Genomic DNA, 22,166 nt, shown 5'->3' with positions numbered 1-22,166 from the left:
TTCACATATAATGACCGCCGATCTTTTCTGCCCGGTCTCGGGCCAACCCTGCTGCGGTTAAGGAAGAACCCCGTAGGATGGCCGATGTTCCGAAGGACTCTCGAATCTGGTCGATGACCCGGCTGGCTCGATCTTCCCGGTCCATATCGCGAAACAGTTCCTGTTGAAGCGTTCCGCCTTCGTTGAGTCCGGAAATGTCTACAGTAAGACTGCGCACAGGCCGGCCGTCCCAATGCTGCCGAAAAAGGGTTTGCACTTTCTCATAAACTTGACCTGATAAATTGGACGGCGCCGGCAGCGTCGTCTGCCGATAAAATCCGCGGGTTAGATCATAGGCCCGCACTCCGACGGAAACAGTCCGGCCCGCTTTGTTCAGTCGCCGCGTTCTTCGACAGACTTCATCGGTCAATTCCAGCAGGACCAGTTCAATATCGGAACTGTGGTGATAATCCCGAGGAAGAGTCACCGAATGGCCGACGCTTTTCGGTTCTTCCAAGGTTCGCTGGATAACCGGTGAACCATCGATTCCCCAGGCGAGATCATGATAAATTTCACCACGGATGCCAAAGCGCTTGATGAGGTAATGGACCGGATAGTGAGCTAGGTCACCAATAGTGATTAAGCCCATGTTGCGAAAATGGCGCTCCATGCGGGAACCCACCATGAACATTTTTCGGATCGGTAGAGGGTGAAGTTTCGTCTCGAGATCATCGCACGTCCAAAGCGCCACGCCGGAGGCGCTTTTCTTTGCTTCCACGTCGCAAGCCATTTTAGACAAGAATTTGTTCTGGCCGATACCGACAGAGCAGGGAACCTTCACCTCGTCCCAGACTCGTTGCCGAAATCGCCGGGCTGCTTCTACAGCGTCACCCCAAATGTGTTCCGTGCCCCGCACGTCGATAAAGAGTTCATCGACGCTGTAGGGCTCGACAAGGGGAGAGATAGTCCGAGCGATCTGCTGGATCTGCCAGGAAACTTCCATATAAAGACTCATACGGGGGCGGACACATATCGCCTCTGGACAGACAGCCCGAGCTTCCCCTACGGTCATAGCCGTCTTCACACCGTAAGCTTTGGCCTCCCGGGAAGCAGCCAGGATAATCCCGTGCCGTCGTTCCGGATCACCGCAGACGAGCACCGCTTTTCCCTGCAGAGAGGGGTTGTGGGCTACCTCCACGCTGGCGTAGAAAGAATTCATGTCTGCCAGCAGAACTGTAGGTTTCACGGCTCACTCACACCCATCGTCTCCTCTGTGTACGATTTCTTCTTTGGAACATATATTCCTAGAACATTAGTTTTATTATACGAACGTTCGTTGGGTTTGTCATGGAGATTTGTTCGGTTTTCAATTGCCAAATTATGGTGCATAGGGAAAATAAAAAGGGCGCCTCAAAGGCGCCCGGAAAAATCGGTAAACTATGAACGTTTGGAAAATGGCTTGTCCTATGCCGGAAGGTAGACGTACTCTTCGTGGTACCGCGGAAAGATGATCTCTTTACCAGCGAGGCGTCCATCGTTTGCGACGACGAGGACCTTGTCTTCCAAGTATTGAAGCACGGTCCAGGTCGTTTCGGTCCAGGGGATGAAAATTCGCATGGGAATCCTCCTTCTAGCTACACATGATGTCAAAAATGTTCCCAATAGAACCTGTACATTTATTGTACAAGCTTAGTGTAACACTGATAAAAGCATATGTAAATGATATGATTGGAAGTATTCCTATGAATCGGATATAATGGCGGTATAGAGGAAGGGAGGAGACGCTAATGGCTCTTTGTGACAAGTGTCACGAATGTCGCCGTGACAAACAGGACGAACTGGAGCGCTTTCGTGAAAAATTCGTCGAGGGCGGTGTCGTCGAAAAGTCGCCTGAATGTAAAGAATGCGACAATGTAGAAGGAGAAAATCTGGAGCTTTGCTTAATTTGCGGCGCACCGATTGACAAAAAGAAACAGTAAAAATCTAAAGGAGGCGACAGCCTCCTTCGTTTATTATTGATTTTCTTGCCATGCCAGGGGTAAGGAATTATAATGGCATGGAATCCTAAGGGCAAGGAGGGTGATGCATGAAAAAACCTACAAATCCCCGATTGACGCTTGGTTTGGGTTTATTTTTGTTGTTTATGTTGACGGCAGGGGTCTCATACGGATTATTTAGCTTACAATCTTCCGAGAATAACGGGGTTACCTCCGACGGCCCGCTAACACAGGCCGAATTAAAAAAGCGCATGAATGTGTTGCTGTTGGCTATCGATAAACGACCCGGTGAGAGTACCGGTCGGACCGATACTATGATACTGGCCAGCATCGACCGTCAGGATAAGAAGGTCTTCCTTTTATCGATCCCTCGTGACACACGCGTAAAAATTGATGGGCACGGTTTGGACAAGATCAATTCGGCCCACATGTACGGCGGCGTTCCTTTGGCGGAGAAGACTGTGGAAGATTTGTTAGGTATCCCTGTCGATTACTACGTGAAAACCGATTTTGACGGTTTTCGTGAAATCGTCGATACGCTCGGCGGTGTAGAAATTGACGTTGAAAAAAACATGTATCATAATGAAGGAGATTCTGGTGATTTAATTAATTTAAAAAAAGGCGTACAGACATTAAACGGCAAAGAAGCCTTGCAGTACGTTCGTTTTCGTTCGGACGAGCTCGGCGATATCAGCCGTACTCAACGGCAGCAAAAGTTCTTGCAGGCCTTGGCCAAATCGGCCCTTCAAATGAATACGGTATGGAAACTGCCAGCTTTGGTGCCGCAACTATCGAAAGTGGTGGAAACCGATCTCGGGGTCGGCGATATGGTTTCTCTGGCCATGATGGCCAAAGACTGGAAGTCTGAGAACATCATCGCACACACCTTGCCAGGCAACTTTATGACCTTAAACGGGATCAGTTACTGGTATGTTGACCCTGTAAAAGCCAAGCAGGCGGCTCTGGACTTTATGCGCGGCATCATTACGACGAAAGTGATCGACGAAGGGACTATTGTCTTAGAGGAAAAACCGCGGGCCAAATCGGATGACAGCGAAAAAGCCGACGATAAGAAAGCAGACGAGAAGGCCGATCCAACAGCTGCTTCTGACGGCAAAAAGACGACTGGCGAAGGCTCACTCAAGCCGGGAACGTCTAACGGGAAGACGGACAGCCTCAACGGAAAAACATCTCCTGAAAACCCGCTGAATCCGAAGAATCCGAAAGCGCCTCCCAGTAACCAGCCTCCGACGGGGAATCATTCAACAGGCACCGTTACGAATCCCCCGAACAATAGCAATGGCTATCCCGATATTAACATACCCTCCACGGGAACACCTTCTACAAATAGTCCTACTACCGGCAATTCCGTCGAGCCGACTAACCCCTCCACAGCGGCGCCCAACCGTGTCATCCCTGGCGCTCCCCCCGTTCCGTCAGGCGTTCAGTCCCCTGACAACGGATTAGTAAATGAATAATGACTTCAAGGAGGTTTCTTCTGTGGAATCGATGATCCGTGACATCTCTCTTGCTCCGAAAGGCCAGTTGAAAATTGACTGGGTGGCCCAACACATGCCCATCCTTAACCAGTTGAAGAAGGATTTTGAAAAGCGCAAGCCCTTAGCCGGTAAACGAGTGATCATCTGCCTGCACTTGGAAGCGAAAACGGCCTACCTGGCACTGACTGTTAAGGCAGCCGGTGCGGAAGTGGCTGTATGCGGCTCTAACCCACTGTCGACGCAAGACGATGTAGTAGCTGCACTCGTGCAAAACGGCGTCACCGCCTATGCCTGGTACGGAGCTACCGATGAAGAATATAAAATGCATCTAAATAAAGCCCTCGATTTTCAGCCGGACATTCTCATTGATGACGGCGGTGACTTAGTGGCTACGCTTCACGCCGAACGGCCTGAGCAAGCCAAAAAAATCGTCGGCGGAGCCGAAGAGACGACAACCGGTATTTTGCGATTGAAAGCGCTCGCTAAGGAAGGCCACTTGAGTTTCCCCATGATGGCCGTCAATGACGCCCAAATGAAGTACCTCTTTGATAATCGCTACGGAACCGGTCAGTCTGTATGGGATGCTATCATGCGGACGACTAACCTGGTCGTATGCGGGAAAGTCGTCGTCGTCGGCGGCTACGGCTGGTGTGGAAAAGGCGTGGCAGCCCGGGCTAGAGGCCTGAATGCCCGCATCGTCGTCACTGAAATCGATCCCGTTAAAGCAAACGAGGCGTTGATGGACGGTTTTGAAGTTATGCCGATGGTGGAAGCGGCGAAAATCGGTGATGTCTTTGTCACCGTCACCGGCAACCGGGATATTGTCCGTCGAGAACACTTGGAAGTCATCAAAGACAAGGCTATTCTCTGCAACGCCGGCCACTTTGACGTAGAAGTAAATAAAGAAGACCTTCGGGCCCTATCTACGAGCGTTCGTATCGCCCGGAACAACATTGAAGAGTACACCTTCCGCGATGGACGCAAAGTCTATCTCCTCGGGGAAGGTCGACTGGTGAACTTGGCTTGCGGAGACGGCCACCCTGCTGAAGTGATGGATTTAACCTTTGCCTTGCAAGCGATGTCTTTGGAATACGTCTTCACCAACCGGGAACAGTTGGAACCGAAAGTCTATCCCGTTCCCGAAGAAATCGACCGCAAAATCGCACAGCTTCGTTTACAAGCTCTCGGTGTATCCATCGACGAATTGACGGAAGTCCAATCGAAGTACCTGAACAGTTGGCAGGAATAACCTCGCCGACGTGGAATAAGAAAAAAGGCCGTCACTAGACGGCCTTTTCGCATGAGCCGAGGGAGAGGAGAACAACATGCTTGTATTCTTCGATGTGGACGGCACTCTAACGGAAGGACCTAACGTATGGGAGTATATTTACCGTCGCTTAGGGATTTGGGACAGAGTCGGAATCCCCATTCAAGAACGTTTTTTGCACGGTAAAATCACTTACGAAGAATTTGCCCAAAGGGATGCCGCCCATTTTGCCGATACTCCTGCCCGTCTACTTCAAGACTGGGTCTCACAGATTCCGGTTCGCCCTCAAGTGAACGAAGTGTTGCAGATGTTACAGTCACAGGGACACCGAATCGTCTTTTTATCAACCGGGTTGACCTTGTTGACAGACCGATTGGCCAAAGAATTTGGGGTATTCGACGCTGTAGCCAATGAACTGGAGATAGTGGAAGAGAAAGCTAGCGGAAAGGTTTTTGTCCATGTCTCTGCTGATGATATTCATCGGGATAAGGGAGCATGGGTTCGTCATTTTTGTAAAAAATATCGAGTGAGTACGGAACAGACCGTAGCTGTTGGCGATTCGGCAGGGGATATCCCGATGTTCCGTCAAGTAGAACTGCCCATATTATTAGCACCTGCTGACAGCGGCGTCGACCCAAAAGCCATTCAAAAAGGGATCCCCGGCATCGTCGTAACGGAAACATTGACGGAAACAGGCCAGGAAATACTTGATTTTGCCCAGCCGAGCCGTTACTGGCTGGGTTGGAGGAGATATGCCCGCTAGGACTCTTTGGCGTCATAAAACCTTTCCCCTGATCACCTTTCGATCGCCCCAAGAAGCGATGGCTACCGAGGATATCCTTAAAAGCATTGAACTTTGTTGCCTTGTCGTCCCGACGCCCCGTGAACTCGCTGAGGGGTGCGGCCTGTCGTTGCGTCTATTTCCACAGGATGTGGAACGATGCGGTGAGGTTTTAGCTCAGCAGACCATTCAAGCGAAATTTTACGAATGGAATGATAAGGAAAATAAATGGCAACCTTTCGTCGGAGCCGTAAAGATGATAGAATAAAGCTAAGTCCGTCATGCCCCTGGCAAAGCGTTGTACCATGGAGGTTTATTTGATGAATCATAAGGCGGCCATCCCCAATGCCTTTACACTGACGAACTTGCTGCTTGGTATTCTTTCCATCGTCTACACAATGGATCAAAATTACCGCATGTCCGCCATCATGATTCTGTTAGCAGCCATATTGGACGGCATGGACGGCAAGGTTGCCAGAAAACTGGATGTGGCCTCTCCCTTTGGGAAGGAATTGGACTCGCTCTCTGATCTAGTTTCCTTCGGTGTGGCCCCGGCGATCCTGATCTATGCGGCTCAACTCAATGAACCTTATGGGATCGTGGGATTGACCGTCGCCATCATTTTTGCCTTGTGCGGCGCGATCCGCTTGGCCCGTTTCAACATCCTTAACATTACGACCCATTTCCTCGGTATCCCTATCACTGTCGCCGGCCCCTTGATGGCTCTCTTCAGTTTAGCGGGAGATCATTTGCCCGACTTGTTTTTTCCGGTGGCCATGCTTCTCTTGGCGGGTCTGATGGTATCCAATCTCAAGGTGCCCAAGTTTTAGTACCATAAAAGTAAAACCCCTGGCCCAACACCAGGGGTTTCTTTTCAAGATCTATAAAGAGAAGGTGGAAGTCCCTCTTCGCTGGTTAGGCTAGTCGGGAAGGGACCATCTTGCCGACAGGGGACTTCCACAACCATAGTATGACCGTCGACAGGATCCTTCATACAGTGAGGTGAAAAAATTTTTCATGCAAATCCCTTATTGCGAACATTGTGGCTCCACCGACACGCAGGGAGCCATCTGTGGCCACTGTGATTCCATGTATTGTTACGACTGCATGGAAAAAAAGCAGATCAACATGTTTGTCTGCAAAAAGTGCGGCCGTTTTATCTGTGCCGCCTGCCGTACCGGTATGGATGATTGTACACAGGTTCCGACGAAAACTGAACGCTAGCATAATGAACAAGGCCGTCGCATAGACATTACTACCACATTCTGGGAGGAATTCTATGTTCACGGCCTTGGTGCTTTTTTGTTGCGCCTATTTGATGGGCGCCCTCCCTCTGGCATACTGGGTGGGGCGACTCGGTTACTCTCTGGCAGTGGACGATTACGGACCCGGTTCGGTTGGACCGGTTAAGTTGTTACGACTGGCCGGCGCTGAGGCGATGCTATTGGCTTTTCTTTTAGAAGCAGCCAAAGGCGTATTTATCGGTTGCCTAGCGACCTGGTTTCAAGTTCACGAAACCAATGGCTGGGTGGCCCTTTTGTTTCTTGCGCTCGGCCATGGCTGGTCACCGGTTCTGTCCGGCCGGGGAGGCAACATCTGGGTACCGCTCAATGGCTTTTTGCTTTGGCTTACTCCTGATTTGGGCCGTCTCTCGGTAGCGGTGGCGTTGTCCTTTCTTCTATTGACACGTTCACCTAGTTTGAGTGCTAGTGCAGCTATGGTGGCCTTGCTTCTGTTCGGCAGCCATTTGTCGACGCCCTTCTTCTTTGTGCTCTCCCTAACGGCTGCTGCTGTTTTTTTTCAAACTTGGCTGATCCGTTGTCACCAAATGCCCCTGTCCAAAATATGATATGAAAGGAATGGGAGTAGGAGGGACAATTAAAAGGAGTGAACCGACATGCGGGTATATTTTTTACGATTGCCCGGTTTCTTGCGTTCTTTGTTGCTGAAAATCATGGGATAGTCACACATGAAAACGGGGAGAGGCTTGGCCTCTTCCCGTTGGCTTTTTCTTGCCCCTGTGATAAGATACGAAGGGGCAGTTCATTCTTTCCAAGCAATTCCGGAAATACCGCCGACGGTTCCACCGACGAGCGCATAGGCGAGTTTTTTCCACCAAGTTGTTACCGTGTATGCAGGCTCAGGCACAAAATAGCCGATCGCGATGGTGACGAGATAAAAGCTCAGACCCGCGAGCAGACCATAAATCCATCCCTTTGCTCCCGCTCTCCGAGCAGCCGCCCAACCGGCACCTACTGAACAAAGACCATAGGCTGTATGTACAACGGTCATGTTCATGCTATGGTATTCGGATATTTTGGGTAATTGAGTCAATAAGACGAGCAGGATCGATATGCCGAGCGATGCGGCCACTGCATATCCGGTTCCGATAAGCACAGGAACCAAAGACAATGAACCAGACTCGTTCTGATCTGTCATCGAGTCCACCTCCTCGCCTACACTGTATTCATGATTTAGCCGATTTAGGACGAGATTTCCCGTATCGGAGGATTGATTGTGGCAAAACCCTTTTCAACAGCCAATAAAGTCGTCGTCGTTTTTCTTGGTGTTATCGTGCTCACGTCCTTTTATCTGTCAACACACCGGGTACCAGCACCGCCCTTAGAACAAGCCGTTGCGATCGATCCCCGGGATGTACATATTACGGTCACCGGCCAAAGCGCTTTGACGGCCTCGGAAGTTCGTTTGATCCTAGCGGTTCAACAGGGCGGACGGACAGCGAACGATGCACAACAGGCCATGAACAAATCCCTGGACAAACTCACCGCTAATCTTACCGATAATGGTATTCCCCAGGAAAACATTCACCTCGGCGATAGGCAAATCCAACCTCAATGGTCTGCCCCCGGTTCGTACCGCACGCCGATCACTCAGGGGTATATCGCATCGACGACTGTTGAAATCAGCGGCATCGCCGTCGATGAGCAGAATAACATCCTCAACGTGGCCTTAGCTAGCGGCGCGAATCAGTTAGTAAAAACAGTGGCTCTTCCTGGAACGGAAGCGAAGAAACAGGCCGTCAAAGCAGCTCTCAACGATGCTGGTGAAAAAGCCAAGGTGATCGCCACCTCTATGGGCAGGGAACTGGGGGAAACGGTTTCTATCGAACAGACGGAACAGGGAAACACCCTCCAATTGGTGGTGCAGTATCGTTTAAAATTTTGAGGTTTGACACACGATTCTCAAGATAAGTATAATGCCATTAAAACCACTTCACTGTGTCAGGGGGCCAATCAATTTGGACCGGTTTCACGATTTGTGCGATAGGCTCCACCAAAAAGAATACAAACTTACGCCGCAGAGAAAGATCATTCTTCAAGCCCTGCTCCTCGATGAAGACGGCCACCTTAGCGCCGAAGACCTTTACGGCATCGTGAAACAGCAGCATCCGGAAATCGGGCTCGCCACTGTCTACCGGACCTTAGAACTACTGGCAGACATGGATATCCTACAGAAAATGGATTTTGGTGATGGTCGACTTCGCTATGAACTTACCGGCGATGAAGCTCACCATCATCACCATCTTATCTGCACTCAATGCGGAAAGGTCTACGAATTTGAAGATGATCTGCTTGATTCGCTGGAACAAGCGATTCAGAAGCGAAAGAACTTCAAAATTGTCGATCATCAACTGAAGTTTTTTGGCATTTGCCATCACTGTCAAAACCAAGAAACCAGGGATTAATTCCCTGGTTTCTTTCCGTCTTTCATCCTTTGAATGAACTGTTCTCTCAACTCGTCTTCGTTGGTAAACCCCTGTACATCCGGAAAAACTTCCAAGGCCGCATCGAGTAAAGCCCGCAAAACCGTCTCCTTATCCATGAACTCTTTGGCCTCTTTGTAAGGGACAGTGCTGACTTTTTTCAGCCAATCGACTTCGTCTTCATAAAGCGTTACGGTGAATCGGATTTTGGGACCACTATGTTTTTTCGTTTTGACCACATTGGGAGCAGGGTGAACTGTTTTCTCATTGGTGGGATCTTGGACTTGGGCGACGACCGGAAGGATCGAGGAAGCGGAGAGAGGGGCTAGAGCCTCGTCTTCAGTTCCCGCCTTGGCTTGTTGCCTTGTCAGTTCCCACTGCTGCCGAGCTAACCGCTCGATTTCCGGTTCCTGTTTAACGGAGGGATTCGTCACTGCCCGAGAAAACCAGCGAATCGCGTCATTATAATGGCCTACTTGCCGGTGTAGTTCACCAATCAAATAGGTGATTGTCACCGTATTTGACTTGGTAGATCGATCATTTTCAAAAGCCTGTTCATAGTAATGGAGGGCCTGTTCCGTATACATCCGGTCTGTATCATGATCTCCTAACTCCCGGGCGATCCAGGCTGCACGCAGCGACAAGGCCCCTTGAACACTCTGAGAGTAGCCGCAGATTTGTGCGGTTCGAAGGGCTAATTGAAAGGAACGCAAGGCCACCTCCGCCGTGCGACAGCCTTGAAAATCAGGTTCCTGCTGTTGGGCGTCGAGAAGAGATCGGCGAATGGTCACCATGTTTCCGGTAAGGTTATCAAAACTGTTGTCGAGGGCCGCGTAGTTACAGGCCGGACAGACGTATACTTGATAATAGAGCGGGTTTACTCCCTCAAAGATCACACGAAAATCGGCTTGCCGCTCTTTCGCGCGAATCGAGGAACTGCGAGTTCGAGTAACTGAAAAAGATCTACCACAGACCGGGCAGGTCTTCTGTAATGAGAAAAAGGCGTTTTCCGTTGTCATCCCAATACCACCTTTGTTCTACGTAAAAGTACCTCCATGGATAGTTCGGGTTATAAAGGCCATTTCCTGCCGAAATTATATTTTCCCTCATCCTTTTTCAATGGTACAATGAAAAGATGAAGCAACGGTTGTTACAGGGAAGGAGTCGGAGTGGTGTTAAAGACCTATTTTTTTTCAGAACCCTTAGGCTATGATGGCACACAATTGCGTTCCCTTTGGGCCTATCGTCATTTTCATATCATGGGAGATAGTATCACAGCATTTCGCGGCCCTTGTAAGGTGGGCCTAGATAAAATGGTAGATTTGGAAGATGTCCTCGTCGGTGATACGATCTATAGTCCTGAAATGTTGCATTTTATTATCGAACATTTTGATATGGACCTGGAGAAAACAGTCTACCGTCAGCGGCTCTTCATGACTATCATCAAAGAAGATCTGGAAGAGGTATACGGTGGCTCTTTAATCCGGCGTGGAGATGACCTGTACTGGCGGGAGAAAAAGTTATCCGTGTCCATCGCTACGTTGACTCCAGTTTCGACAATGATTCATGTGGGATTGAACCTGCGTACTGAAGGTACTCCCGTCCCCACGGCTTCTTTGGAACAGATTGGCGAAAAAGACCCGGAGGCCTTTTCACGGCGGTTAATGAACCATTACGCCGCAGAGGTGGCTGATATCTATATGGCTCGGTGCAAAGTACGAGGAGTTGAATAAATCATTGCAAGCGGCCCACCTCGTAGAACTGATGACTTCTGCCCAAGGGGAAGGCCCTTGGATCGGTTGCCGCCAGATTTTCCTGCGCTTTTTCGGTTGTAATTTGGACTGTTCTTATTGTGACACTCCCGGAAGTGGACCGAGACCTTCCCACTGCCGGGTAGAAAGAGCACCGGGCAGCGGTCTGTTCGAATACTGGGAAAATCCCCTTTCTGTATCTCTAATCGAAGATTTTCTGGTTCAACAATGTTCCAAACCCGTTCACTCGGTTTGCTTGACCGGTGGCGAACCGCTTCTGCATGCTGAATTTATCAAGGAACTGATTACTCGAAGGAGATACCTAGGCATCCCTTTCTATCTCGAGACGAACGGAACGCTTCCGGACAAGTTAGCTGTTCTTATCGATCTTATCGGTTACGTCAGTATGGATATAAAAGTCCCCGAGTCAGAGGATTCGCCTCGTTGGGCTCTTCACCGAGATTTTTTACGACTCGCTGCCCGAAAACAGGGTTATGCCAAGATCGTCATAACTGACACGACAAGCGATAGGCAACTTTTACGAGCCTGTGAAATGGTTCGCCGGGAAGCCCCCGCATATCCAATCATCTTGCAGCCCCTCACAAACAATGACGGCACAATCTCACTTTTGCCTTCCCGCCTCTTAGCTTTACAAGAAAAGGCAATGCAAGTGCACAATGACGTTCGCCTTATCCCTCAAACCCACAAATTTTTAGGAATTTTATAAAGAATCGCAGGTGTTTAATAATGGACTTGAAAAAAATCGAAACAGCAGTCCAGATGATCCTCGAAGCGGTAGGGGAAGACCCGCAGCGCGAAGGCCTCGTAGACACGCCGAAACGGGTCGCCCGTATGTACCAGGAAATCCTTGGCGGATTGGAAGAAGACCCGTCCCGCCATTTGGACGTTCTCTTCATGGAAGAACATGAAGAAATGGTACTCGTCAAAAACATTCCCGTCTATTCCATGTGTGAACATCACTTACTGCCTTTTTACGGGCAAGCCCATGTCGCCTATATCCCACAGTCTGGTCGTGTCACCGGGTTGAGCAAGCTAGCCCGGGTTGTCGAAGGCTTTGCCCGGCGTCCTCAGCTTCAGGAGCGGCTCACTTCTCAGATCGCAGATACAATTATGCGAAAACTAGACCCGCAAGGGGTGTTGGTCGTCATCGAAGCTGAGCACATGTGCATGACGATGCGGGGCGTAAAAAAACCGGGCTCCCGAACGGTTACCTCAGCTGTGCGAGGTGTTTTTAAGTCGAGTAAAGCTACAAGAAGCGAAGCCTTTGCCTTGATTCGTGACTCCCGAGATCTTCCCTGAGGAAGGAGGAGCAAGGTTATGGCACACTCCCTCTTCGTCTATGGTACCCTCATGGATCGAGAAACGATCGAAGGACTTTTAGACCATAAAGCATGGGAACCCGTCCCGGCCTTCTTGACAGGCTACAAGCGGTACCCTTCGTCCTACGGCTACCCCTTTATTCTACCGATGCCAGAAGCTCTCGTGAAAGGAACCCTATGGGATGGCCTATCCGAGGACGATCTGCGGCGGATCGACGAGTACGAAGGATTATTTGATGACATTCCCATGTATTACCGGGAAAAAGTCACGATTCGGATAGACGATCAGCCTGTGGAGGCTTGGGTCTATGTAGGTAACCGAGAGGTTTTTGCTGATGATATTCCCGATCCGTCTAGGAAGGCAGGAGCTTCTGAGAAAAAGGAATGTCTCTTTACGGTTGAGCCGCTTCCGAACCTTGAATCCTATTCCAGTCCGAATCCGTTTCTCCTTGGTGAAATAGCTTCCACAGAGAAACTCCTGTCAGGTAAAGAACCTACTTTTAGCGGAAACAACGAAAAGGATATAGAGCCGATCGCTGAGGAAACATTGACGGCTCACCCTGACCTGTTTAAACTCGTGGATTTTTTAAATAACACCCTTTCTGATCGTTCTCTCCGGTTTACGCTGAGCGAAAATGGAGATACGATGACCATTTCCGTATTTGCGATATAAAAACGGCTCAGAATCACGAAAACTATCCTTCAACATTGCTACAACTTTTTGATTTATTCAACAAAAAGTATGTAAAATCAGTAGTTTTGGAACAAACTCCGGTAGATGAGGTATAAACTGTAGTAAAACTCTTCCATTTAAATGGCAACTGGAGGTCATAGTTATGATCCCCTTTGAGTTTTGCTTATGTTGTTACCTCGATTTACAACCGGAACAATGGGAAATCATAATGAAGCGGGAATCGGGACTGATTCTTCGATGCCCTCGGTGCCGCGCCTACCATTCCTGGGGACCTGGGACTCAACTTTGGGTCTCTCCTTGCAATAGGGGCTCCGGAGTGAATCGACTGGAGGAACAGCTTTGCGAATTCTACTGACCAACGATGATGGGATACATGCACCTGGAATCCATGCATTATGGCACATCCTGGAAGATTGGGCTGAGCTCTTTGTCGTAGCCCCTGATTCAGAGCGGAGCGCTACCGGGCACGGGATTACGGTGCATCAGCCCCTGCGAGTGGAAAAACTCACCTTTACAAACCCTCATTTTCACGGCTGGGCCGTCAACGGGACGCCGGCCGATTGTGTTAAGCTGGCGCTCGAAGAGCTCATGGACGCTCCTCCTGATATCATCATCTCAGGTATCAATCGAGGAGCAAACTTGGGAACAGATGTACTTTATTCCGGTACCGTGTCAGCGGCGATGGAAGGGGCCATCTACGGTTTCCCGGCTCTTGCCGTCTCCGTAACTGGGTGGAAAACGACCGATTACGGCCTAGCGGCAGAGACGACCCGTTTCTTATGTGAACAGCTCCTTGAAAAAGGCCTTACGCCAGAAACGTTTCTCAATGTGAATGTCCCTGATCTGCCTCGAGAGCAAATCCATGGCATCGGGGTCACGAAGCTGGGTAGCCGCCGCTACCAAAACATCTTTGACAAACGTACCGACCCCCGAGGGAGAACGTATTACTGGATGGCTGGTGAGGTGAAAGATGTCGATGCGGGGGAAGGGACCGATATTCGGGCCATCAACGACGGGATTATCTCGGTGACGCCGATCCATTTTGATTTAACAAATTACTCCATTATTCAAGAGGTCGATCAGTGGCTTGGCGAGACCCAGAGGCCCTTTTTGGAATGGATCAAAAAACGGGAAGGCCTGTAGCCTTCCCATCAAGTCAATTTATTCGCCTGGTCCTGAGCCAGAAGGGCTTCCGCTCGACGTACCATAGCTTTGACCATGTTGCCGCCGATTTTCCCGCCGACTCGGCCACAATCGGCCGCAGATAGGGCACCCCAGTATCCGTCCTGGATTTTCGGAGTTAGCCCCAGTTCTTCGGCGATCTCATACTTAAATTCATCGCGAACATTTTCGGAAAATATCTTTTCTCGAGGAAAAAACTGGGCCATCGTTATACCTCCTTTTTCCCAAAAATAGTGTCTACGACTTTGTAACCGTCTATAGCGAGTAAATCATGGTTCAAGGCCCCATTCCTAACATGGAATGGGGCCTTACTTTTTCCGAAAAAATCCAACGAGTAAGGTCCCCCCGGGAAACGTTTGCAGGTCTTCTTTGGTCAGGGATCCCAACGGGAACAAGAGAAGAAAATACAACAGCAATGCCAACAAACTTGAGAACCCTGACAAGAGCGGCGAGGTGCAGCCAACATAACTGGGTACATGCAAAAAGATATGGTACGTACCGACCATCGCCACTGCAGCTAGGACCGGTCTCAGCAGATGAAGCAAGTCTTGACAGGACATGCCCAATTTTTGACGGAACCACCAGATGTGCAAAAAAGCTGTCACCAGATTCGTCACGGTATATCCCAAGGCAATGCCGTTTATACCGAAGGACGGTAGGGAAGCGACGTAGATGAACAGGAAAATCCGTAAGGCCGAAGTAATTACCGTAACCACCAATGGAAACATGACCTGCCCCATGCCTTGCAGGATTCCGGTTGTTGTGCTGTAAACGTACAGAAAAAAGGCGCCTACCGTCAGTATCTGCAGTGGTAGACTCATCCCATGGATGCCAAAAAGGGATGCTGTGACCTCTTCACCGACCAGTAAAATGATTGCCACACAAGGCCAGCCGATAACCGCTGTCAGGCGCAGCGCTTTTACCGTGCGGTATCTGACAGCCTCAGTTTGTCGTAAAGCCCAGCTTTCGGCTATCCCCGAAACGAGACTGGTTGACAGCGGGATAGTGAATACAGTGGGAATCGTAATCAGCGGTGCCAATCCACCTACAAGGCTGCCAAAGGCGGAAGTCGCTTCGGAAAGGGTCATGCCGGATAATTGCAGACAACGAGGAATCAAAAAGGCGTCTAATGTCAGCATCAAGCAGCCGATGATCCGTGAACCAGCGACTGGATAGGCCAGCGGCCAAAGTGAACGCAGCGCAAAACGGCGACCAAAGGTAGCCGGCATTGACTTGCTGTGCCAAAAACGCTTTAATCGCTGGAAGAAAAAAGGGCCTGATAACCAGAGCAATGCGGCCAATCCGAACAATTCACCGAGTGTAATCCCTAGAGCGATACCAGCAGCGGCATAGGCGATCCCCCGAGGGAGCAGCCACAAAGCCAGCGATAAACCACTGGCAATCCGGACCACTTGCTCGACCATCGACGCGATGGAGGGAGGTTCCATAGATTGCATCCCTTGGCAGAAGGCACGAAGACCCGATGCTAGACAGATAAAAAATATACTAGGGATAAGCACCCAAAAGGCCGCTTCGGCACGGCGGTCAGCGACGACGCCGGGAAACAAAAGCGGAGGCAGGATTGTCGCTGCCCCGGTAATGATCACTCCTCCTACAGCAAGCAATACCATTGATGTGCTGACCATCTGCCGGACATTGCCCCATTGACCGCGAGCTGCTTCCTCGGCGACACGCTTGGTCAAAGCCACGGGTATTCCTGCCGTAGCCACAACGAGCAGCAATATGTACATGGGATATATCATCTGAAAGAGTCCGACCGTTTCCGGGCCAATATATTTCATCATCACAATCTGGTTAAAAAATGCCAAAAACCGGTTTAAAAGGGTCGCTCCAAAGAGGATTAGCGTCCCGTAGGTGAGTGCGGTGGCCATAATCATCCCCCTCAAAAAAATTCCACCAAGGCCAGCCACCGGGAAAGGAGTTTCAAGCTTTACGTGTAATTAATAAAATAGTTCGAATTATTGCAAGCAAAGGAGGGTCCAGTTTTGACGACACCGAGGGAAGCCATCCGCAATATAGCTGTACTCGCCCACAACGGAGCAGGAAAAACCTCTTTGGTGGAATCGATGCTGTTCAACGCAGGGCTCATTACCCGCAAGGGTAAGGTGGAAGACGGGAACACGATCACCGATTTTTTGCCCGAAGAGACCAAGCGTAAAGTCAGTATTCAAGCTGCGCTAGCACCAGTAAAATGGAACGGCGCCAAGCTCAACATCATCGATACGCCCGGCTACAGCGACTTCTTCGGGGAAGTGGCTGGTGCCATCTCGGTCGTCGAAGGGGTTTTGGTAGTCCTTTGTGCAGTGAGCGGTGTACAAGTACAGACAGAAGTAGCCTGGAAGCAATGCCAAGAAAAAGGTCGAGTTCCCCTCATCTTCATCAACAAACTGGATCGGGAAAACGCAAACTTTGACAGAGTCTTAGATCAGATGCGTGAGTTAGGCGGCCCCCAAATCCTGCCGTTACAATGGCCCGTGGGATCTGGACCGCAATGGCAAGGAATGGTGAGCATCCTCGACGGCGCCTTTATTCCAGCTAATCCTAAATTCAAAGATATGCCTGCCCTATCCTCGGAAGAATCGAACTCTCTAACCCAGTGGCGAGAAAAGTTAATCGAAGCGGCCGTGGAGATCGATGAAGAGCTAATGATGCGCTATCTGGAAGGGGAAGAACTGACCGTCGAAGAGATCCGCCCTGCCTTGGTCGAATCGATCAAAAACGGAAAAATCGTACCCCTTTTAGGGGGTTCCATCCATGCCGACAACACCATTAAGGTTTTGCTGGATAAACTGGTGGAACTACTTCCGTCGCCTCTTGACGAACGAGGAGAGGTCCCTGCCGAGAAAGCGCCCCTAAAAGCACAAGTCTATAAGACTGTCATCGATCCCTATTTGGGCAAAGTTAACTATGTACGGATTTACCAGGGTGTCCTAAAAAGCGATACGCCCCTATATAACATAACGGCACAGAAAGATGAAAAACCGATTCCACCGTTGAGCATGATGGGAAAAAGCCAGCACTCGCTCGATTCAGCTGGTCCCGGAGAGATCATCGCCCTGGCGAAACTGCAACATACCCACACGGGCGACACCTTGTCCGCCAAAGGTGCATCGATGGAACCGCTGCCCGCCATTATTTTTCCCTCTCCCGGCTTGTCCATGGCTTTTCACCCCGCTACCAAAGCCGATGAAGATAAATTGGGCAGCGGATTGCAGCGCCTCTTAGAGGAAGATCCTTGTATCAAAATCCACCGGAATACGGAAACTAAAGAGACGATCCTGACCGGGATGGGTACATTGCATTTAGAAGTTTGTGTGGAACGACTGCAACGAAAATACAGTGTCAATGTTACAACCAGTTGGCCGAAAGTGGCTTACCGGGAGTCCATCCGTAAAACAGCAAAAGCAGAGGGAAAACATAAAAAGCAAACGGGCGGTCACGGTCAGTACGGCCACGTCTGGCTGGTGATGGAGCCTACGTTAAAAGGTGATTTTGAGTTTACCGAGTCAATTTTCGGTGGAGTTGTTCCTCGGAATTTTATCCCTGCTGTCGAAAAAGGGGTCCGTGAAAGTTTGGCCGAAGGCGTTCTGGCTGGTTACCCTGTCACGAACATCAAAGTAAACCTGGTGGACGGTTCATACCACCCTGTCGATTCGTCAGAACTTGCCTTCAAAATGGCGGCCCATTTAGCCTTCAAAAAGGGGATGGAGATGGCCGACCCTTATCTGCTCGAACCGGTCATGCAGGTGGAAATCGACGTACCTGAGTATTATCTCGGCGACATTCTCGGCGACATCAATGGCCGGCGCGGCAGGGTCCTAGGCAGCGACATGGTTGGCAACCGACAAGTGATTCAAGCACTCGTACCCCAGCAAGAACTGGTTCAATTCCCATTACAACTGCAGGCCATTACCCACGGTCGAGGAACTCATCGTGCTGAATTCCACTCTTACCAGGAAGTTCCGGCGCGGCTTGCCCAAACGATCAAAGAATCTACCAAGAAACACTAGAGTGCGAAACTAAAATAAGTTCTCCCTAGGGAAGCCCTGGCCTCGGACCGGCAAGGCTTCCTTTTTTATGCTATTCTTTTTTCCAATCCCCTTTTTCCCGTAGAAAAAGGGTTTTTTAATGCAAACATTGAATACTGTGTAGAAAACTCCGTCATGGGACAGGGGAAAAGGATATGAAAATAGATCTCCATCTCCACACAAGGGCCTCCGACGGTCTTCACTCGCCGCTCGAACTGCTCGATATGGCGGCGAAGGCTGGCTTAACTCATATATCCATTACTGACCATGAATCTGTGAACGGCTGTCTCGAAATTATAGCGGCAGCGCAACATCGTGGAGTCCGTGTCATCCCTGGCGTGGAACTGTTGGTCACCTATCAAAGCGAAGAGGTACATCTGCTCGGCTATGGCGTTAATCTGCGTTGTGAGTCCTTCAAGAGCCGCCTAACAGAACTACGAGAGGCTCGAACCGGTGTGGCGAGACAGATGGTGCAAAAACTACAGGAACAAGGAGTCGCCCTGTCTTGGCAAGACGTGCTCGACGTGGCCAACCCCGGAGTTGCGGTGAGCAAAGGACACATCGTCTACGCCTTATATAAGTGCGGATTGTTAAACCGACCCGGTTCAGAATTTATCAAACATTATTTGAATCCTAAGGGTTTAGCCCATGTGGAGTATTTATCTCATTCCCTCGCCGAAGGGGTTGAACTCATCCGGTCTGCCGGGGGAGTGGCTGTCATCGCCCACCCTGGGCTTATATCGAATCAATTGATTCTACCGGACATGCTCGAACGCTATCCCGTCGGTTTAGAAGTCTTTTACGGTTACTATGGGCCAAACCGGGAAAAGTGGGTTCAGCAATACCACGATTTGGCATTGGAAAAAGGGGTACTGATGACCGGAGGAACGGACTACCACGGACCCTACGCCCCCTTTAAACCGGGAGGTGTCCCAATACCTGATTGGGTAATAACTGATTTAGAAGCGGCCATAGCTCGTAACCCCTATACACCTGCTTGATTAGAACCGCAGGAGTGTGACCTGCCTTTGGAACTACGTCAGATTAAATGGGCGATTATATCCATTGTCAGCTTTATGGTCTTTGGAACGGTCGGCTTTATGTGGCTTGAAAAAGACTTTACCATGCTCGATGCGGCCTGGCTGACTGAGACAACCTTGTTGACCGTGGGATATGGCGATCGTTTACCCAAAACGGTGAGCGGCCAGATGTTTGCCTTACTGATCATGCCGCTCGGTGTAGGCATCGTCGCTTATGCTATCGGTATCATCGCCGGTTCGGTGGTGGAAGGTCAGTTGTTAAACTTTTTGGGGAGACGTGCGATGGAAACAAAAATCTCCAAATTGAAAAATCACATCATCGTCTGTGGTGCCGGCCGGGTTGGATGGCAGGTAGCAGAGCAATTGGCCAAAGACGATGTCCCATTCGTGATCATCGATTCCCATATCGACATACTGCAGCAATATGGCCAACAGAATTTGCTTTTTATTCAAGGTGACGCCCGGGAAGACGACATCCTTCGGCAGGCCGGCATTGACCATGCCCGCGGAGTCGTAGCGGCTTTGCCGACCGACGCAGATAATGTCTATATCGCCTTGACGGCCAAAGGTTTAAATCCTGATATTCTTGTTGTTGCCCGGGCAGACCGCTTGGAGTCGGAAGATAAGTTGTACCGCGCCGGGGCCGATAAGGTCGTCTCGCCGGCCGTCATCGGCGGTAGGCGAATGGCCATGTCCATTCTTAAACCGGCCAGTGTCGAATATGTCGATACGGTGCTGCATGACAAAGAGCACGAAATTGACCTAGAGGAAATCGTGCTCAGAGAGCATTCTCCCTTAACCAATAAAACGTTAGCTGAAGCGCAGCTTCGGGAAAAAACGGGAGCCATGGTGGTCGCCATTCGCCGAGGTCAAGAACTGATTTCCAACCCCCGAGCCTCCCAAATGTTACTTCCCGGTGATTTGCTCATCGTCTTCGGGACTCGAAACCAACTGACATCTTTTGAACGGTTGGCTTCGGCGCCGAAGAAACTATAATACTAAACAAACTAGTTGAGATTAGAGCGAGGAGAGTGCGAGATGATCTGGAATCGCCCCATGGAAGCGATGAAACGAGCAGACTTAGAGAAACTACAAATTGAACGCCTAAAAAAGACGGTAGAACGGGTATACCACAATGTACCCGCCTATCGTGAGAAAATGCAGGCTGCCGGTCTGACTCCGATGGATGTTCAAAGTTTGGAAGACCTTCGACGGCTTCCCTTTACAGTAAAACAGGACCTTCGTGACCATTATCCTTTCGGACTCTTTGCCTCTCCGATGAGAGATATCGTTCGGTTACACGCCTCCTCGGGGACAACCGGAAACCCCATCGTCGTCGGTTATACACGGCGCGATTTAGATAATTGGTCTGAATTGATGGCTCGTACTCTGACCTGTGCCGGCGCCGACACCGATTCAGTGGTGCAAGTGGGATACGGCTACGGGCTTTTCACAGGCGGTCTGGGGGCTCACTACGGTGCTGAAAAAGTCGGAGCCACCGTCGTACCTATCTCCGGCGGCAATACGAAACGACAGATCAAACTGATGCAAGACTTCGGTACGACGATTTTGGCCTGCACACCGTCGTACGCCTTATTCCTCGCCGAAACTCTGCAGGAGTCTGGAATCCCCCGGGACAAGCTTCGCTTAAAAGCAGGCATCTTCGGTGCTGAACCTTGGACCGAAGAGATGCGTCGGGAACTAGAGTACCGTCTGCAGATCACGGCTATCGACATTTATGGGCTCAGCGAAGTTATGGGACCGGGTGTAGCCAGCGAATGTCCCGTGAAAAATGGGTTACATATCTTTGAAGATCACTTTATTCCGGAGATCATCGACCCCGTAACCGAAGAACCCCTGCCTTACGGGGAGAAAGGCGAACTTGTTTTCACGACGATTACCAAAGAAGGTTTTCCGGTCATTCGTTATCGGACCCGGGACATTTCGGTCTTACATGTGGAACCTTGTGCCTGCGGCCGAACTCATGTCCGCATGTCCAAGGTCAGCGGACGGACGGACGATATGGTCATCATTCGCGGTGTCAACGTCTTCCCGTCACAGGTGGAAAGCGTTCTGCTCAGCTTAGGGCTTACAGAGCCGCACTATGTGCTGGTCATTGACCGGGTAGGTACACTAGATACACTCGAAGTGTGGGTGGAAGTATCGGAGAAGATGTTCTCCGACGAAATCAGAAGTATGGAACGGATCGAACGCACCATCCAGCGAGAATTGGAAAGCCTCCTAGGACTTACGGCGCGAGTCCGTCTCGTCGAACCCAAATCGATTGAGCGCAGTGAAGGAAAGGCCAAACGAGTCATTGATCGCCGTAAGCTATCATAACCTGAATATCTGAGTATACTAGAAAGGGGACAATCTTATGAAAGTTCAACAGATTTCTGTCTTCTTGGAAAATAAATCAGGACGTCTCGCCACCTTGACCCGTACACTTGCGAACGAAAACATCAATATTCGGGCTTTATCGATAGCCGATACGACTGATTTCGGTATCCTACGCCTGATCGTAGATAAGCCGGACGCCGCTTACCTTGCCTTGAAACGGTCCGGTTTCACCGTCAGCGAGACCTCCGTCATCGCCGTTGCCATTCCTGACCATCCCGGCGGTTTGGCTGGCATCATGGATGTTTTGGCAGGAGCAAAAATTAACATCGAATACCTTTATGCCTTGCCCGAAAAGACACCTGATAAAGCGTTAGTGATTTTCCGCGTGGAGCGCCTTGATGACGCGATTCAGGTGCTGCAATCACACGGTATCGGCGTATTGAAAGGCGAAGAAGTTTACGGTTTATAATGGAGTCAGCCCGTTTCAACGGGCTTTCTCTTTTTACTCTGAACTAAAATTCTC

Annotated in this window: 26 protein-coding genes; 20 read left to right on the top strand and 6 right to left on the bottom strand. The window is 50.1% G+C overall.

Going from position 1 to position 22,166, the window contains the following annotated elements:
- Window position 1 precedes the first annotated feature (1 nt).
- Window positions 2–1,225 carry a DNA polymerase IV gene (locus tag H1S01_RS16000; protein WP_207732376.1) on the bottom strand — a complete coding sequence of 408 codons (1,224 nt, stop codon included), beginning with the start codon at window positions 1,223–1,225 and terminating at the stop codon, window positions 2–4.
- Window positions 1,226–1,443: 218 nt separating this feature from the next.
- Window positions 1,444–1,596, bottom strand: a complete 153-nt coding sequence (locus H1S01_RS15995) for a hypothetical protein (RefSeq protein ID WP_188041422.1) — start codon at window positions 1,594–1,596, stop codon at window positions 1,444–1,446.
- Between the two features lie 170 nt (window positions 1,597–1,766).
- Here H1S01_RS15995 and H1S01_RS15990 point away from each other — a divergent pair, with 170 nt between their 5' ends.
- From H1S01_RS15990 to H1S01_RS15955, 8 genes are all read left to right on the top strand, one after another.
- A complete protein-coding gene (locus tag H1S01_RS15990; protein ID WP_188041421.1) occupies window positions 1,767–1,958 on the top strand; it encodes a hypothetical protein in 192 nt (63 codons plus the stop codon).
- 107 nt (window positions 1,959–2,065) lie between these two features.
- Window positions 2,066–3,454 carry an LCP family protein gene (locus H1S01_RS15985; protein WP_188041420.1) on the top strand — a complete coding sequence of 463 codons (1,389 nt, stop codon included), beginning with the start codon at window positions 2,066–2,068 and terminating at the stop codon, window positions 3,452–3,454.
- A 31-nt stretch (window positions 3,455–3,485) separates the two neighbouring features.
- Window positions 3,486–4,724, top strand: a complete 1,239-nt coding sequence (locus H1S01_RS15980; protein ID WP_243237383.1) for an adenosylhomocysteinase — start codon at window positions 3,486–3,488, stop codon at window positions 4,722–4,724.
- Between the two features lie 76 nt (window positions 4,725–4,800).
- Window positions 4,801–5,505 (top strand): HAD family hydrolase, encoded by a 705-nt coding sequence (locus H1S01_RS15975; protein WP_188041418.1) that lies wholly within the window; start codon window positions 4,801–4,803, stop codon window positions 5,503–5,505.
- Entirely contained in the window at window positions 5,495–5,791 is a 297-nt protein-coding gene (locus H1S01_RS15970; RefSeq protein WP_188041417.1) for a putative Se/S carrier protein, read from the top strand. Before H1S01_RS15975 ends, H1S01_RS15970 begins: the two co-directional genes overlap by 11 nt.
- 52 nt (window positions 5,792–5,843) lie before the next feature.
- Window positions 5,844–6,353 (top strand): CDP-diacylglycerol--serine O-phosphatidyltransferase, encoded by a 510-nt coding sequence (pssA, locus tag H1S01_RS15965; protein WP_188041416.1) that lies wholly within the window; start codon window positions 5,844–5,846, stop codon window positions 6,351–6,353.
- Window positions 6,354–6,540: 187 nt separating this feature from the next.
- The gene (locus H1S01_RS15960) at window positions 6,541–6,747 is read left to right on the top strand and encodes a hypothetical protein (RefSeq protein WP_188041415.1); all 207 of its coding nucleotides are present in this window, start codon (window positions 6,541–6,543) and stop codon (window positions 6,745–6,747) included.
- A gap of 55 nt (window positions 6,748–6,802) precedes the next feature.
- Window positions 6,803–7,372: a glycerol-3-phosphate acyltransferase gene (locus tag H1S01_RS15955; RefSeq protein WP_188041414.1), complete on the top strand. Its 570-nt coding sequence runs from the start codon at window positions 6,803–6,805 to the stop codon at window positions 7,370–7,372.
- 194 nt (window positions 7,373–7,566) lie between these two features.
- On the opposite strand, the gene H1S01_RS15950 is transcribed toward H1S01_RS15955, so the two are convergent.
- The gene (locus tag H1S01_RS15950; protein ID WP_188041413.1) at window positions 7,567–7,962 is read right to left on the bottom strand and encodes a TIGR04086 family membrane protein; all 396 of its coding nucleotides are present in this window, start codon (window positions 7,960–7,962) and stop codon (window positions 7,567–7,569) included.
- Window positions 7,963–8,040: 78 nt separating this feature from the next.
- Between H1S01_RS15950 and H1S01_RS15945 the strand changes: the two genes are divergently transcribed.
- Both H1S01_RS15945 and H1S01_RS15940 read left to right on the top strand, forming a co-directional pair.
- On the top strand, window positions 8,041–8,709 hold the full coding sequence (locus H1S01_RS15945) for an SIMPL domain-containing protein (protein ID WP_188041412.1): 669 nt from the start codon (window positions 8,041–8,043) through the stop codon (window positions 8,707–8,709).
- A gap of 73 nt (window positions 8,710–8,782) precedes the next feature.
- Window positions 8,783–9,229, top strand: a complete 447-nt coding sequence (locus H1S01_RS15940; RefSeq protein ID WP_243237377.1) for a Fur family transcriptional regulator — start codon at window positions 8,783–8,785, stop codon at window positions 9,227–9,229.
- Here H1S01_RS15940 and H1S01_RS15935 read toward each other — a convergent pair.
- Complete coding sequence (locus H1S01_RS15935) at window positions 9,226–10,266, bottom strand: DUF2225 domain-containing protein (RefSeq protein ID WP_188041410.1); 1,041 nt, start codon at window positions 10,264–10,266, stop codon at window positions 9,226–9,228. The genes H1S01_RS15940 and H1S01_RS15935 overlap by 4 nt on opposite strands.
- A 153-nt stretch (window positions 10,267–10,419) precedes the next feature.
- Here H1S01_RS15935 and H1S01_RS15930 point away from each other — a divergent pair, with 153 nt between their 5' ends.
- From H1S01_RS15930 to surE, 5 genes are all read left to right on the top strand, one after another.
- Window positions 10,420–10,980: a DUF366 family protein gene (locus tag H1S01_RS15930; protein WP_188041409.1), complete on the top strand. Its 561-nt coding sequence runs from the start codon at window positions 10,420–10,422 to the stop codon at window positions 10,978–10,980.
- A 4-nt stretch (window positions 10,981–10,984) separates the two neighbouring features.
- Window positions 10,985–11,725, top strand: coding sequence for a 7-carboxy-7-deazaguanine synthase QueE (locus H1S01_RS15925; RefSeq protein WP_188041408.1), 741 nt, complete (start codon window positions 10,985–10,987; stop codon window positions 11,723–11,725).
- Between the two features lie 20 nt (window positions 11,726–11,745).
- Window positions 11,746–12,318 carry a GTP cyclohydrolase I FolE gene (folE, locus tag H1S01_RS15920; RefSeq protein WP_188041407.1) on the top strand — a complete coding sequence of 191 codons (573 nt, stop codon included), beginning with the start codon at window positions 11,746–11,748 and terminating at the stop codon, window positions 12,316–12,318.
- 18 nt (window positions 12,319–12,336) lie between these two features.
- A complete protein-coding gene (locus H1S01_RS21640) occupies window positions 12,337–13,011 on the top strand; it encodes a gamma-glutamylcyclotransferase family protein (RefSeq protein ID WP_243237376.1) in 675 nt (224 codons plus the stop codon).
- A gap of 360 nt (window positions 13,012–13,371) precedes the next feature.
- A complete protein-coding gene (gene surE / locus H1S01_RS15910; RefSeq protein ID WP_188041406.1) occupies window positions 13,372–14,175 on the top strand; it encodes a 5'/3'-nucleotidase SurE in 804 nt (267 codons plus the stop codon).
- A gap of 8 nt (window positions 14,176–14,183) precedes the next feature.
- On the opposite strand, the gene H1S01_RS15905 is transcribed toward surE, so the two are convergent.
- Complete coding sequence (locus H1S01_RS15905; RefSeq protein WP_188041405.1) at window positions 14,184–14,420, bottom strand: alpha/beta-type small acid-soluble spore protein; 237 nt, start codon at window positions 14,418–14,420, stop codon at window positions 14,184–14,186.
- Between the two features lie 102 nt (window positions 14,421–14,522).
- On the bottom strand, window positions 14,523–16,106 hold the full coding sequence (locus H1S01_RS15900; protein ID WP_188041404.1) for a putative polysaccharide biosynthesis protein: 1,584 nt from the start codon (window positions 16,104–16,106) through the stop codon (window positions 14,523–14,525).
- Between the two features lie 114 nt (window positions 16,107–16,220).
- On the opposite strand from H1S01_RS15900, the gene fusA reads away from it, so the two are divergent.
- The 5 genes from fusA (at window position 16,221) to H1S01_RS15875 (ending at window position 22,112) form a co-directional block, all read left to right on the top strand.
- Window positions 16,221–18,245 carry an elongation factor G gene (fusA, locus tag H1S01_RS15895; RefSeq protein ID WP_188041403.1) on the top strand — a complete coding sequence of 675 codons (2,025 nt, stop codon included), beginning with the start codon at window positions 16,221–16,223 and terminating at the stop codon, window positions 18,243–18,245.
- Between the two features lie 173 nt (window positions 18,246–18,418).
- Entirely contained in the window at window positions 18,419–19,264 is an 846-nt protein-coding gene (locus H1S01_RS15890; protein WP_188041402.1) for a PHP domain-containing protein, read from the top strand.
- 27 nt (window positions 19,265–19,291) lie between these two features.
- On the top strand, window positions 19,292–20,299 hold the full coding sequence (locus tag H1S01_RS15885; protein WP_188041401.1) for a potassium channel family protein: 1,008 nt from the start codon (window positions 19,292–19,294) through the stop codon (window positions 20,297–20,299).
- 42 nt (window positions 20,300–20,341) lie between these two features.
- Window positions 20,342–21,643 carry a phenylacetate--CoA ligase family protein gene (locus H1S01_RS15880; protein WP_188041400.1) on the top strand — a complete coding sequence of 434 codons (1,302 nt, stop codon included), beginning with the start codon at window positions 20,342–20,344 and terminating at the stop codon, window positions 21,641–21,643.
- A 37-nt stretch (window positions 21,644–21,680) separates the two neighbouring features.
- A complete protein-coding gene (locus tag H1S01_RS15875) occupies window positions 21,681–22,112 on the top strand; it encodes an ACT domain-containing protein (RefSeq protein WP_155475035.1) in 432 nt (143 codons plus the stop codon).
- Window positions 22,113–22,166 lie beyond the last annotated feature (54 nt).

Origin of the sequence: Heliobacterium chlorum (assembly GCF_014502795.1) — a bacterium.
GTDB classification, from domain to species: Bacteria; Bacillota; Desulfitobacteriia; order Heliobacteriales; family Heliobacteriaceae; genus Heliobacterium; species Heliobacterium chlorum.
This window is presented reverse-complemented; position numbering and strand designations above follow the sequence as displayed.

Excerpts from the sequence above, each read along its gene's own strand:
- H1S01_RS15875 (WP_155475035.1), top strand. The coding sequence starts at position 21,681 with ATGAAAGTTCAACAGATTTCTGTCTTCTTGGAAAATAAATCAGGACGT.
- folE (WP_188041407.1), top strand. The coding sequence starts at position 11,746 with ATGGACTTGAAAAAAATCGAAACAGCAGTCCAGATGATCCTCGAAGCG.
- pssA (WP_188041416.1), top strand. The coding sequence starts at position 5,844 with ATGAATCATAAGGCGGCCATCCCCAATGCCTTTACACTGACGAACTTG.
- H1S01_RS15880 (WP_188041400.1), top strand. The coding sequence starts at position 20,342 with ATGATCTGGAATCGCCCCATGGAAGCGATGAAACGAGCAGACTTAGAG.
- H1S01_RS15970 (WP_188041417.1), top strand. The coding sequence starts at position 5,495 with ATGCCCGCTAGGACTCTTTGGCGTCATAAAACCTTTCCCCTGATCACC.
- H1S01_RS15950 (WP_188041413.1), bottom strand. The coding sequence starts at position 7,962 with ATGACAGATCAGAACGAGTCTGGTTCATTGTCTTTGGTTCCTGTGCTT.
- H1S01_RS15960 (WP_188041415.1), top strand. The coding sequence starts at position 6,541 with ATGCAAATCCCTTATTGCGAACATTGTGGCTCCACCGACACGCAGGGA.
- H1S01_RS15890 (WP_188041402.1), top strand. The coding sequence starts at position 18,419 with ATGAAAATAGATCTCCATCTCCACACAAGGGCCTCCGACGGTCTTCAC.
- H1S01_RS15995 (WP_188041422.1), bottom strand. The coding sequence starts at position 1,596 with ATGCGAATTTTCATCCCCTGGACCGAAACGACCTGGACCGTGCTTCAA.
- H1S01_RS15980 (WP_243237383.1), top strand. The coding sequence starts at position 3,486 with ATGATCCGTGACATCTCTCTTGCTCCGAAAGGCCAGTTGAAAATTGAC.
- H1S01_RS15975 (WP_188041418.1), top strand. The coding sequence starts at position 4,801 with ATGCTTGTATTCTTCGATGTGGACGGCACTCTAACGGAAGGACCTAAC.
- H1S01_RS15985 (WP_188041420.1), top strand. The coding sequence starts at position 2,066 with ATGAAAAAACCTACAAATCCCCGATTGACGCTTGGTTTGGGTTTATTT.
- H1S01_RS15900 (WP_188041404.1), bottom strand. The coding sequence starts at position 16,106 with ATGGCCACCGCACTCACCTACGGGACGCTAATCCTCTTTGGAGCGACC.
- H1S01_RS21640 (WP_243237376.1), top strand. The coding sequence starts at position 12,337 with ATGGCACACTCCCTCTTCGTCTATGGTACCCTCATGGATCGAGAAACG.
- H1S01_RS15905 (WP_188041405.1), bottom strand. The coding sequence starts at position 14,420 with ATGGCCCAGTTTTTTCCTCGAGAAAAGATATTTTCCGAAAATGTTCGC.
- H1S01_RS15990 (WP_188041421.1), top strand. The coding sequence starts at position 1,767 with ATGGCTCTTTGTGACAAGTGTCACGAATGTCGCCGTGACAAACAGGAC.
- H1S01_RS15935 (WP_188041410.1), bottom strand. The coding sequence starts at position 10,266 with ATGACAACGGAAAACGCCTTTTTCTCATTACAGAAGACCTGCCCGGTC.
- H1S01_RS15955 (WP_188041414.1), top strand. The coding sequence starts at position 6,803 with ATGTTCACGGCCTTGGTGCTTTTTTGTTGCGCCTATTTGATGGGCGCC.